12 protein-coding genes are annotated in these 12,533 nt (G+C 56.4%); 3 read left to right on the top strand and 9 right to left on the bottom strand.

The genetic code is table 11. From position 1 onward, the window contains the following. Positions 1-15: 15 nt before the first annotated feature. The 6 genes from BM029_RS17890 to BM029_RS17915 all read right to left on the bottom strand — a co-directional run bounded on the left by BM029_RS17890 (position 16) and on the right by BM029_RS17915 (position 7,460). Entirely contained in the window at positions 16-2,589 is a 2,574-nt protein-coding gene (locus tag BM029_RS17890) for a DUF349 domain-containing protein (RefSeq protein ID WP_092438312.1), read from the bottom strand. 176 nt (positions 2,590-2,765) lie between these two features. Continuing rightward, entirely contained in the window at positions 2,766-3,578 is an 813-nt protein-coding gene (locus BM029_RS17895; RefSeq protein WP_092438313.1) for a competence/damage-inducible protein A, read from the bottom strand. Positions 3,579-3,695: 117 nt separating this feature from the next. Continuing rightward, positions 3,696-4,586: an EI24 domain-containing protein gene (locus BM029_RS17900; protein ID WP_092438315.1), complete on the bottom strand. Its 891-nt coding sequence runs from the start codon at positions 4,584-4,586 to the stop codon at positions 3,696-3,698. Then, on the bottom strand, positions 4,586-5,572 hold the full coding sequence (locus BM029_RS17905; protein ID WP_092438317.1) for a sterol desaturase family protein: 987 nt from the start codon (positions 5,570-5,572) through the stop codon (positions 4,586-4,588). The genes BM029_RS17900 and BM029_RS17905 overlap by 1 nt, the downstream gene beginning before the upstream one ends. Beyond that, positions 5,569-6,426: a polysaccharide deacetylase family protein gene (locus tag BM029_RS17910; protein WP_092438319.1), complete on the bottom strand. Its 858-nt coding sequence runs from the start codon at positions 6,424-6,426 to the stop codon at positions 5,569-5,571. Before BM029_RS17910 ends, BM029_RS17905 begins: the two co-directional genes overlap by 4 nt. Before the next feature lie 5 nt (positions 6,427-6,431). Continuing rightward, positions 6,432-7,460, bottom strand: a complete 1,029-nt coding sequence (locus tag BM029_RS17915) for a YVTN family beta-propeller repeat protein (protein WP_092438321.1) — start codon at positions 7,458-7,460, stop codon at positions 6,432-6,434. A 221-nt stretch (positions 7,461-7,681) separates the two neighbouring features. Here BM029_RS17915 and BM029_RS17920 point away from each other — a divergent pair, with 221 nt between their 5' ends. Genes BM029_RS17920 through BM029_RS17930 form a run of 3 tightly spaced genes read left to right on the top strand, consistent with a single transcriptional unit; the run spans position 7,682 to position 8,592 of the window. Beyond that, on the top strand, positions 7,682-8,038 hold the full coding sequence (locus BM029_RS17920; protein ID WP_092438323.1) for an FKBP-type peptidyl-prolyl cis-trans isomerase: 357 nt from the start codon (positions 7,682-7,684) through the stop codon (positions 8,036-8,038). A gap of 34 nt (positions 8,039-8,072) precedes the next feature. Continuing rightward, positions 8,073-8,294, top strand: coding sequence for a hypothetical protein (locus BM029_RS17925; protein WP_092438325.1), 222 nt, complete (start codon positions 8,073-8,075; stop codon positions 8,292-8,294). A 43-nt stretch (positions 8,295-8,337) separates the two neighbouring features. Beyond that, complete coding sequence (locus BM029_RS17930; RefSeq protein ID WP_092438327.1) at positions 8,338-8,592, top strand: acyl-CoA-binding protein; 255 nt, start codon at positions 8,338-8,340, stop codon at positions 8,590-8,592. A gap of 160 nt (positions 8,593-8,752) precedes the next feature. Here BM029_RS17930 and BM029_RS17935 read toward each other — a convergent pair whose 3' ends face one another. From BM029_RS17935 to pncB, 3 genes are all read right to left on the bottom strand, one after another. After that, positions 8,753-9,757, bottom strand: coding sequence for a 2-hydroxyacid dehydrogenase (locus BM029_RS17935; RefSeq protein ID WP_092438329.1), 1,005 nt, complete (start codon positions 9,755-9,757; stop codon positions 8,753-8,755). Between the two features lie 13 nt (positions 9,758-9,770). After that, positions 9,771-11,177: a sodium:proton antiporter gene (locus BM029_RS17940; protein ID WP_092438331.1), complete on the bottom strand. Its 1,407-nt coding sequence runs from the start codon at positions 11,175-11,177 to the stop codon at positions 9,771-9,773. A gap of 107 nt (positions 11,178-11,284) precedes the next feature. Continuing rightward, the gene (pncB, locus tag BM029_RS17945) at positions 11,285-12,478 is read right to left on the bottom strand and encodes a nicotinate phosphoribosyltransferase (RefSeq protein WP_092438333.1); all 1,194 of its coding nucleotides are present in this window, start codon (positions 12,476-12,478) and stop codon (positions 11,285-11,287) included. Positions 12,479-12,533 lie beyond the last annotated feature (55 nt).

Here is a 12,533-nt window from a genome sequence, read left to right on the forward strand (position 1 = left end):
TTGTGCCAGAGAGGTTTATGGTTTGACCTGGGCTACCAGTTTCAACAGCCGTTGCAGCGTCGGTTCATCCATCAAGGCTGGCAAGTCGCAAATATGCAACAGTTGCTGCTCGATATTTCTCGCTGAGCCGCCCGCTTTCAATGACGCTTGCAACACCTCGACCTGCAATTGCAAACGTTCACGCGAAAGCGCTGCAGGGCTCTCGATTCCGGCCAGGATTTCAGCACGCAACAACTCTTGTTGTAACACAGGGCTCCGGGTTGCAAGAGTAGCGGCGTAATTGTCGCTATTCTGCAACGCTCGTTCGAAACGTGCCGTGATGACTTTTTCAAATACCGGCGCCAGCTTCGGCAATGCTTGCCAGCTATTGCGCCAGTCGGATTCGGCCCGGGTTCCTGCAGAGCCTGTATCCGCATGGACGATGCTTGCTTCAACTTGCTGACACAAAATCAGTTTGTCGCGCAGGGCGTCGGCTTGCGCCAGCGCCGCCTGCTGCCGACTCTGGTCGAGCCGCGCTTGCAGAGCACCGAGCGCGGCCTGGAAACGCCCATCAATCTGCGCCTGAACCGCACGCGGCACTTGTCCGCTGCGCGCCCACTCTTGCTGGGCTTGTTGCAGAATTTTCGGCAATTCCTCTTCCGTCCGCTCAAGCGCTGCTTCCAGCAACGCGCATTGCTCTTCGCGCAGATGCAGATTGTCGCGGCGTTCTGCGTCGGCGCTTGATGCGGCCTCCTTGCGTTGAGCAAAGATGGCGTCGCATGCGCTGCGGAAACGCACCCACAGCTCCTGCTCATGCTGCCGTGGCAAAGGCAGCGCCTTTGCTTGCTCTTGCCAGCGCTGTTGCAATTCTTTCACACGTTCGGCGGTATCGCGTTGGTTGGCGGGTAGCTGCGCCGCTTCGGTGATCAATTTTTCTCGCCGGGCGATTTCGATATCTTGTTGCTGCGCCAACGGCGCCAGCAAGGTGTCGATCGCGGCGGCAAAACTGTTATCGAGTGCCTTTTTTTCACTACGATTGATCGGCCCCAGGTTTTTCCATGCCTGTTGTTTTTGCTGGCAATACTGGGCGACGGCTTTCCAGTCCGGCGCCACCTCCGTCGGCAGCATCGCTTGTGCATGCTGCAGCACTTCATCGATCAAGGTACGTGCATTGGCTTGATTGGCTTGCCGCTGTTCCGCCTGTTGCTGGAAATGTGCAGCGACTGGCGTATAAGCGTTGGTGCAAGCTGTGTCAAATCCTTCCCACAGGATTTTCGGCGCCGGTCCCGAATTGCCATCCAGCGACTTCCAGCGTGCCCGCAGGCTGCCGATTTTTTTTGCCAGCTCGGCTGGCGCCAGTTCCTGCAGCGTCAATTCCTGCGCGGCCTTGGTCAATTCTTCGCGCGAGACATTGCCGCCCCAGCGCGCCCAGCCTTGTAACCGGGTCAACTCGCTACGTGCTTGCGCCAGACGCGTGTTTTGGCTTGCGTTCGGCTTGTACAACTTGAAATCGATCGCGCGCAACACCTTGTCGAAATCCATCGCCACTTGCAATGCGCCGTCTTCCAGGGCTTTTTCAAGGCCATCCAAAGCTTCGGCAATTTGCGGACGTGCGGTTGCTCCCGATACTTCGTTCGCTTCGGTCACTTCGGGCGATGCCGCCGGAGCATGAATCTTTTGCGGTTTGACGGGCACTACCGCATGTTGCTTCAACAGCGCCTGATAGCGTTGCTCCAAACCGTCGTCAAGTAACGCCGCCGGCAATTTTGGCAATGCCGACCAGCTGGCTTTCAGCGTATCCGGATCCAGCGCTTCGGAGGCCGCTTCCCAGTTTGCCAACGCGTCGTTACGCGCCTGCAGAGCCGATTGATGCTGCTGCAAAGTCGACAGCAACTTGCGTAATGCCTGGGTTTCCTGTGCGAATTCTGCAGCCAGATGGCGCGGCAAACTCAACGCTTCCGCATGACCTGCGCAGACTGCCATTTGCGATTCCAATGCATCCAGCTCCTGCTCGAGCTGCAGCGCACTGGACATTGTCGTTTTAGCCTGTGAGTGCAACGTGCGCACACTGTTCAATGAAGCGATGGCGCTGCGTTGCAAGTCGGCCTGGGCCGTCAAACGCTCGGCAAGTGCGGCACGCAGTTGCGTGAATTGCTGCAGTAATTCGGCGGGCACATCCTTGGCGTCCCAGCCACGGTCCAGTTCTGCAACCTGATTCGGCATCAGTTGCAGTTCTTGCTGCAAGCGTTGCGCCTGCGCCACGGATGCGGCCGCCTTGTCGGCGATCAATTGCTGCTGACGCCCACTGTCCAGCCGTCCTTGCATTAATTTGGCAACCCGCCTGTCGGTATTGCGGCATGCCTGCAGTACTTGTTCCAAAGCTGCGCGCGACTGCACCCGCTGTGCCGCGCACAAGCGGGCGTCGGCAAACGTCGATTGCAAAATGAACGCGACTGCAGCAGCTTCATCCGGCAAAGCCTGTGCCTGTTGCAGCGCTTGCTGCCTGGCCTGGTCGGACACTTGTTTGGCTTCGGTACGCAATGCAGCCTGAGGAGCAACGACCGGTTGTGGCGCTTTACGATCAGCGCGTTTAAAGAGGAATCCGAACATGTGATATCAATCAGATGGAAGCAGATTGCCGCTAGTCTCTAGCGGCAAACGCTTTGGTTAAGTGGAGAAATAAGTGGAGAAATAAGTTGAAAAATAAGTTGAGAAATAAGCGGGGGAAATTAATGGGGAAATAAGCGATGAAATAAGTAAGGATGGAAAATGTCTCGGCCCCGCAACTAAGCCGGCCGATACTCTGCCTTGATCTGATCGAGGCCGGCCAGCATTTTCTTGAATGCCGCTGCGCTCTGCACCGGTTCGCCCTTTACGCCGAGATCGATGTGGCGCCGTGTGTTGCCATCGCCAACATGCGGCAGGCTGAATACCTTAACCAAGGGAAACTCCGTCTCGATGGCTTCCATCAGCGGCGTCAACGTCGATTCCATCGCTCCAAACACCAGCACCGATTGCTCCAGCTGTGGATTCTGATGGAATCGGTCTGCGTAATACGTATCCAGTACCCACTCGAACATGGGCCACGCCATCACAGGGAAACCCGGCGCGAAATAGTGTGCGCCCGAATGTGCGCCCGCGCCCTGGTGCGGTACTGAAAAACCAGGAATCTTGTTAAACGGGTTGGGGATGATGGCGGCGCCCTGCGGAAACTCGCCCATCTTCAGCCGGTGCAGGTTATCAGGCGTGTCGTAGTCAACTTCCAAACCGGCGTCGCGCGCGGTGTCGGCTATCCGTTCACGGATTTTCTCACGCGCTTGCGGATGCAACACCAGTGGCACGCCAAGCGCCGCCGCTGCACACTGGCGTGTGTGATCGTCTGGCGTGGCGCCGATGCCGCCGGTACAAAACACGATGTCGTCGCTGGCGAATGTACGTTTCAGTGTCGCCGTAATGCGGGCCGGATCGTCGCCTATGTATTCTGCCCAGTCCAGGCTTAACCCGCGGGTGGAAAGCATTTCCAGTATTTTCGGAAAATGCTTATCGACTCGCCTGCCTGACAGGATTTCGTCGCCGATGATGATAAGTCCGATTGCCATGGGGATCGCCGCTTATTTGAAGATGAGCTGAAGATGAGTAGAAAGACAATGAATCAAGGAATAACGCTAAGGTATTCTATACAAATCAAATCTTAACTCCGAATCCTAACCGGCACATCAAGCCTGATCCGGCGACGATGTATCTGTAACATCGGACAATTGATGAATCACCCGGCTGTCGTGACGTTCAGCAATAATGATAGCAGCCTGGCCCGCCGCCCGATATTTGGCCAGCGCCGCCAGGCAATAATACTCAAACCACAAACCGGTGAACACAAACACCAGGACGTACAGCCAGATCGAACCGGCGGCCAGCAACGGGAAAATCACCAGCCACAAGGCGCCGCCCAGCCACAATATGGTTGGCGCCGCCCCCATGGCGCCGGCAATCACGCCGATCAGCAGCAACGGCCAGCGATGAATCCGCAGCAGCGCCCGCATTTCTTCCTTGTCGGCATGCGCCGCCAAGGCTTCATAAGCGAACACCCGATACGTCAGCCAGCCCCACAATACCAGCGGGATCAGGAAGGCGAACGGTGGAATCAACCATAGCGGCAACGTCACCAGCCACAATACACAAAACAGCAGGAAGGCGCTAAACGAAGTCCACATACCGCCGAGCAGCGAGCCGCCCTTGCGCAGCTCCAGATCCGGGAAGTGGCGACGACCGATGTGACGCGCAGTTGCCGGCAAGGCAAACGCGCCGACGAACAGCAAGGCGGTCAGAATCATCAACGGTAGCAGAGCCCACAATGCCAGCCATGGAACGATGACAGTCTTGAGCGCGCCCAGACCGAGCCAGGCGGGCACGTAGTTGGCTATGCCCCAGCCATCGTTACCGGCAAAATAATTCTTTTGCAGCCAGTCGATCATCGGTTGCAAACCCCACCACAGGGCCAGACCCCAGACCAGTACGGATAATACAAATGGCAGGAAAGTCAGCATCAGCATGCGGTAATGCAGCTGCGACAATAAAGCCCGGCCGAAGGCTACCAGTACCGGGCGCATCAGCGGGACGACCTTCTGGCAAATTCAACCATGCGCTTCAGCCCCAGCCATTGCTGCGACCAGAAACCCTGGCCATAGTCGCGGGCCGGCCGGCTTGCCGTCGGCAACTGGTCGCGCACTCCGGTATGTTCGAAGGTCTTGCCGAACCAGGCACTGCGAAACAAGATATCCCAGAATGCAAACAGCACGCCGAAATTATGGCCGCCCATAGTGCCGTGCCCTTTGCTTTCATGGCCGATGCCGATCGCATGGTGCCAGCGATGAAAGCGCGGCGAGACGACAATGGCATCGCCCAGGCGACCAAAGTGAATGCGTACATTGGCGTGTTGCAGGCTTTGCAACATGCGGGTGACTGACACCAGCAGCACGTACTGTGTTGGCTCGACGCCGATCGCCAGCGCTACCAGGGCCAGCATGACATCGTGAATCAAGCCGTCCAGCAGGTGATTGCGATCATCGCTCCACAGGTTCATGTTTTGCTGGCTGTGATGCAAGCTGTGCAAACCCCATAACCAGCCGACATTGTGCTGCGCACGGTGATACCAGTACTCGCACAGGTCAAGCACCAGCAGATACATCAGGAAGGTAATCAAAGGCTGGTCGGTAAAACCAGGCAACAGGTTTTCCAGGTTAAATGGATTGAGTCCTTGCAGATGCAGCAACTCAGTGACCTTTGCCATCAGTGGATCGACCAGGAAGAACACCAGCATCGAAAAAGCACCGAGACGGTACAACACGGTATAAATGAAATCGGTCAAGCGTGCGCGGCGGTCGGTAAAAGCATGCACTGGAATCACTGCTTCCAGCGGTCGCAGGATAAGGAACAGGACGATCAACTCGCAGACGCCGATCAGGAACCATTCAGTGCCGTCGAAAGCGTCTTCCAGATATTCGCTAAATCCTGCATGGAACATGAGCGGCTGCACCACGGCCTGGAACAGCCAGGCCTGGGCGCTTGCAAACCAGTCCACCAAGGTATTGATCATGATGCCTTATGAACCTTTCCAGCTTTAGTCTCGGCGACCGGCCCTTTCAAGTTGCCGTTGTAGGCGGGATGGTCGCGCAGCGTCGCAAAACAGAAACCCTTTTTTTCCAGGCCGCCGATCAAGGGTTCCAGCACCGCCGGCGCCCAAGGATCCTTGCGTGACCAGATTCCCAGATGCGCCATGACGATATCACCATCCTTGAGATTTTTCAGCATGCGCTCCAGCAACATCTGATTTGGCCATTTATCGCTGGGTAGCTCGTCACCGGAAAAACCGGCTTCGGCCCAAGCCACGTGCTTGTACCCGCAGGCTTCCCCTGCCGCCAGCGTGTGCGGCGTCAGATGGCCGCCGGGCGTGCGCCAGAAACGGTCGATATGGCTACCCGTCAGAGTTTGGAAACGCTGGTCGACGCGATTGAGTTCATCGCAATATTGTTGCGGCGTCCATGCCAGCAGCTTGCCGCCATTGGCGCCGAACTGCGGTTTCACTTCAATCTTGCCATCGGCCAGGTCGCGCTTGGCGTAAACATGGTCGAAAGTATGGGTACCGAAGGCATGGCCGTCAGCCACCAGCGATTTCCAGAATGGCGCCCAGGCAGGATCCAGCGTGTAATCGCCATTCACGGTTTTTTCATTGGCCATGAAAAAAGTGGCCTTGATGTGATGCCGCCTCAGGGTCTGGGCGATGTACTCGGCCTGCGACTGGCTGCCAGTATCGAAACTCAGATAAAGCATACCGCTGCTGCATGCCTTGGTTGACTGCGCCAGTGACAGCGTGGCCGGCGCCAATGTTGCCAACGCCACGGCTGCTGCCAATAAACTATGCCGGGTTGCGGGAAACCTGCAGGAAAACATATGCTTCACACTTCAGAAGCACGGTTATGAAAATAGATGCCGTGCGGCGAGCGCCCGACCGGAATCGACTTGATCACTTTGCGCATTGTCAAATCGACCACCGAAACCCGCTTGAGCCAGCGCTGGGTGACCCACATGGTCTTGCCGTCTGCTGTCACTTCCATACAATCCGGCCCGCCGGGAACGGTGATGCTGCCAACGCTTTCCAGCGTGTTCAGATCGAGCACATTGATGGTGCCGGCGACCCGGTTGGAAACGAACAGATGGCGATTATCGCCTTGCGGACGGAAATTATGTGCGCCGTCGCCGGTCTTGATTTTCTTGATGATCTTCTGGGTGCGCCAGTCGATCACGGCAACGTAGTCGCTGCCCATCACGCCAACCAACAGATATTTATTATCCGGCGTCATGTACACGCCAGCCGGCTGCTTGCCGACAGGTATGGTCCATTTCACTTTTTGCGTTGCCAGATCGACAGCGGCCAGTTCGTCGCTGCCTTGCAGGCTGATGAAAGCCAGTGAGCTGTCGGCGGTGAATGCCATATGGCTAGGCATGGCCGGCAGCGGCAGGCGCTTGGCCAGTTTCAAACTCTTGCCGTCGTAACCATAAATATCGATACGGTCAAGGCGCAGGCCGTTGGCAATAAACCATTTCTGATTAGGCGAAAAACCGATTTGGTAAGGATCGACAATATCCTTCACCTGGTTCTGGATCTGCCCGCTTTTGGGGTCCAGGAACAACAGCGAGTTACCGGTGGCGGCGGCCACGATCAGCGATTTATTGTCTGGCGTCGGCATCAGGTGATGCGGCTCCTTGCCGACTGGAAATGTACCGATTTCCTTGTAAGTTGTCTGGTCCAGCAAAGTAATGGTGGCGTCGCGCGAATTCAGCACGACCACTGTATTGTTGTTGGCAGTAGCAGGAAGAACGGCCGTTGCAGCGACAGGTGCTGCCGCGAAAGTGGAAAATGCGGTCAGCAAGCCGCAAGCGGCTACAACAGAACGACGAACAAAAACAGACGTAACAACGAACATAAGGAACTCTGAGAAGCAAAAACGACTATTTTACCGTGCATGAATGCTGCCTATAGATTTAAATGACTTTTGCCGGCGTGCCGAGGCAACCCACTAGTTTGCCTCGCCGCATGGATTGCTGGCTGAATTTTGGTTTACACTGCTCCACTTGGCAGGGCAGCTGGCTCGAGCGTAAACTCTTGCGCCGCCTGGCAATTATTGACTACTTTTAAAGGATTCCCATGTCGACCACCACTACCGTTTCTGGCCTGCAGTATGAAGATGTCACCGTTGGCCAAGGCGCTGAAGCCAAAGCAGGCGATCATGTGACCGTGCATTACACCGGCTGGCTGCAAAACTCCGACGGCAGCGCCGGCAAGAAATTCGACTCCAGCAAGGATCGCGGCGACCCGTTCGAATTCCCGCTGGGCGCCGGCCATGTCATCAAAGGTTGGGATGAAGGCGTACAAGGCATGAAAATCGGCGGCGTGCGCACGCTGATCATTCCGGCAGCGCTGGGTTATGGCCCACGCGGCGCCGGTGGCGTTATTCCGCCAAACGCTACCCTGATTTTTGAAGTTGAACTACTGGGCGTGTAAGTTCGTCTCACCCGACAATCGCAACGGCCGCTCAATGAAAAAATTCAGTTTGCCTGATGCCGTTCTGAATGTTCGCCGCATCGCCTCATTGCTGGTGACGTTGCCGCTGTTTGCCGGCTGTACCGTCGTCAGTGTCACAACCAGCGTGGTCGGCGCCGGCATCAGCGTTGGCAGCGCCGCTGTCAGCGTTGGTGCTACCGTGGTAGAAGGCACCGTGAAAGCGGGTTCTGCAGTAGTTGGCGCCGTTACCGATTGATTCGTTTGATTCGACTTTCTCCCTCTACCCTTACGAGACCCTTATGACCCTCCAAGCCCAGTTCGAACAAGCCCAGGCCGACTCAAAGACATTGAGCGAGCGCCCTGACAACATGACCATGTTGAAAATGTATTCGTTGTTTAAACAAGGCAGCAGCGGCGACGTCCAGGGCGAGCGCCCTGGCATGACGGATTTTGTCGGCCGCGCCAAATGGGATGCATGGAATGAGCTGAAAGGCGCCAGCCAGACCGACGCCCAACAGCAATATATCGATCTGGTCGAAGGCCTGAAAGATTAAAAAATTAAAGCAGTCGCGTAGGGTGGGCACATCGTGCCCACGCGTGGACTGACTACGCGCAGATGTCTACTTCGGTATCGCTTGAGCTCGCACTCCGGATATCACGGTAACGCGTGTGCACAGGTGCCCACCCTACGACAAAAGCAGAATCCGGGCCGGACTAGCTAAGAGTTACCCGGCCCAGCACTTCCGGATTGAGCAGGTTCGGCGGCCATTTCCGCTCTGTCGTCGGCAACAATGCCGCCAGCAGGTTATCCGCCGCGCAATCTGCCATCGCCCGCCGCGTAGGCTCCGAAGCGCTGGCAATATGCGGCGTCAACACCACATTCGACAATTCCAGAAAATCAGGATGCAAAGCTGGTTCGTTCTCGAACACATCCAGCCCGGCAGCCGCAATTTTCTTGTCGCGCAAAGCGGCAATCAGCGCCAGGTCGTCGACAATGCCGCCGCGCGCCAGATTGACCAGGGTCGCACCGGGCTTCATTAACGCCAGTTCGGCAGGACCGATGGTGTGATGCGATTCTTTCGAATACGGCAGCACCAGGATTACATGGTCGGCAGTGGCCAACAACTCTTCCTTGCTGACATAACGCGCATTGTTTGCGCGCGCCTCCTGCTCTGGCGCCAGGCGCGAACGATTGTGATACAGCACCTGCATGTCGAAGCCCATTGAACGCCGCGCAATCGCCTGGCCGATACGTCCCATGCCGATGATGCCCAGCGTGGCGCCATGCACGTCTGCACCGAGGAAACTGTCGTAGCGCCATTGTTTCCAATGTCCGGCTCGCAGCCAGTGCTCTGCCTCGGTGACTCGGCGCGCGGTAGCCATCAGCAGAGCCCAGCCGAAATCGGCCGTGGTCTCGTTCAACACGTCCGGCGTATTAGTCACCATCACCCCGGCCTTGGTGGCCGCGACGACGTCGATATTGTTGTAACCGACAGCCTGGTTGCATACCGCCTTCAGACGCGGACTGGCTTGCAGCAATTCAGCTGAGATACGTTCGCTGGCGGTGGCTATCACGCCATCCTTGTCGTGCAATTTTTCAGCCAGCTCCGCGGCGCTGAAGATGCGGTCTTCCTGATTGCTTTCCACTTCGAAGTACTGCTGCAACCTTGCGATCACATCTGGAAACACCGCACGCGCCATCAATATCTTTGGTTTCATCGTTCTGCCACCATCAGAAGAAAATAAACGTCATTATCACAAACAACGGCAACAATACTACACAAGCCCAGCCCACGTAACCGAAGAAGGACGGCATGCGGATGCCGCGTTCTTCCGCGATGGCTTTCACCATCAGGTTCGGCGCATTGCCGATGTAGCTGTTGGCGCCCATGAACACCGCGCCGCAGGAAATCGCCGCCAGAGTCGCCGCCAGTCTGGTCATCAGTTCAGCAGCGTCGCCGGAGGCTGTGTTAAAGAACACCAGGTAGGTCGGCGCATTGTCGAGGAAGGAAGACAGTATGCCGGTGGCCCAGAAATACATGATGTTATTGGGCTGGCCGTCGGCGCCGGTGACAGCGCTGACCACCATACCGAAAGCGCCGTGCTCGCCGGCGCGCAGCATGGCGATCACCGGTGCGATGGTGACGAAAATCCCGGCAAACAATTTGGCAACCTCAAGAATCGGTCCCCAGCTGAAATCATTGCCTTCACGGGCGATTTTCGGCGTCAGCCAGAGCGAGACCAGGATCACCACGACCAGCAAACCGTCCCGCAGCAGATTCTGCAGTTCCACGGGCGTGCCGTAGATGTCGTAGGTGATTCCTGGCTTCCAGAAGCCGCTCATCAGCACCAGCAGGACCACCACGGCCAGCAGCACAAAGTTGAATTTTCCTTCGAAGCGCAGTTTGGCATCGTCCGGCGTCGGATCCAGCGACGGCGCAAACTCTTCTTCGCGCTTATGGAAATAAAAGCGGTCGAGACAATAGAAAATTACCAGCAGCGAACCCCACATGAACATGGTTTCGCCAAAGATGTTCTTGAGGGTCCAGGTAAAATCCACGCCCTTCAGGAATCCCAGGAACAAAGGCGGATCGCCAAGCGGCGTCAAGGCGCCGCCGGCATTGGCTACCAGGAAGATGAAGAACACGACGATATGCACCACATGTTTGCGATTGTCGTTGGCGCGGATCAATGGCCTGATCAGCAGCATTGAAGCGCCGGTGGTACCCATCAAACTCGCCAACAGAGTACCGATTGCCAGCAGGCCGGTATTCAGCGCCGGCGTCCCATGCAGATTGCCGCGCAGGCAAATGCCGCCAGCCACCACGAACAAGGCGAGCAACAAAATAATGAAGGGAAAATACTCTGCCATGAAGGCATGCACCACGCCGGCGGCGGCTGTCGGCACGCCAAACACCAGTGCGCATGGAATCAGGAAAGCCACCGACCAGACTACCGTGATCTTGCCAAAATGATGGTGCCAGAAGGTCGGCGCCAACAAGGGCCCGAGCGCGATCGACAGTAGCAAGCCCATGAAAGGCACGCCCCACCAGACCGACAGCTGCGCGCCGTCCAGTTCTGCTGCCTGCGCGGCTACAGGCAGGAAGGCAATCAAGATAGCTAGGATTTTTTTATGCAATGTAGTCTTCCGGATAAGGTGATCAATCGGCAATTGATCGGTGCTTGATCAAGGCGCGGGGTATTTTAGCACAAAATAGATATCAAATAAATAACAAATGTGCTGCACTATGTTGCTACGGCAACAGGGTCGGCGATCTCGAAAACCTGGCGCAGGTAGTTCAGATAAGCCTGGTCATCGCACATGTTCTTGGATGGTGTATCCGACAACTTGGCGACCGGCTGGCCGTTACAGCGCACCATCTTTATGACGATTTGCAATGGCGTGTAACCCAGGTCATTGGTCAGATTGGTGCCCACGCCAAACGCCACCCGGGTCCGGTCCTTGAAACGCAGGTACAACGCGTTGACCTTGCCGAAATCGAGGCTATCGGAAAACACCAGGGACTTGGTCGACGGATCGACACGATTGTCCTGGTAATGTTTGATCAGGCGCTCGCCCCATTCGAACGGATCGCCGGAGTCATGGCGGGCGCCATCAAACAATTTACAGAAATACAAATCGAAGTCGCGCAGAAATGCCGCCATGCCGTAAACATCGGACAAGGCAATACCGAGATCGCCGCGATATTCCTTGGCCCACATTTCAAACCCGAAAATCTGCGAGTCGCGCAAGCGCGGACCGAGCGACTGGCAGGCTTGCAAATACTCGTGCGCCATGGTGCCCAGCGGGGTCATACCGTATTTCATGGCGAAATAGACGTTGGAGGTACCGACCAGATGTTGCGCGAAATCGCGCTGCAAGGTCTGCACCACTTCTTCGTGCCAGGTACGGGAAAAGCGGCGGCGCGTGCCGTAATCGGCTATTTTGCAACCGGCCATGGCGGCATCGTCGCGAATCAGCGCCATCTTGCTTTGCAGGCGCTTGCGCCCTTCCAGATAATCCGGCGCAGTCTCAGTGGCACGGAAATAGACTTCATTGACGATCGCCAGCACCGGCACTTCAAACAGAATCGTATGCAGCCACGGCCCTTTGATCACGATATCGATTTCGCCGTTATCCGCCGCCGACGGCTGCACGCTGATATATTTTTGCTGCAGATGAAACAGGCTCAGGAATTCGATGAAGTCGCTCTTCATGAAACGCAAACCGCCGAGATAAGCCAGTTCCTGCTCCTGGAAGCGCAAACGGCACAGACCGGCGATTTCATCGCGGATTTCATCGACATAGGGCCGCAGGTCGACTCCCTTATTGCGGCATTTGTAGCGATACTCCACATCTGCAGCCGGAAAATGATGCAATACCACCTGCATCATCGTGAATTTATACAAATCTGTGTCAAGCAGCGAAGTAATGATCATGGTATGTGAATGCGGGACGGTGATGACTGAGAGAATGGCTGCTGCCGGACTGCCT

Source organism: Collimonas sp. OK607 (assembly GCF_900111995.1).
GTDB lineage: Bacteria > Pseudomonadota > Gammaproteobacteria > Burkholderiales > Burkholderiaceae_D > Collimonas.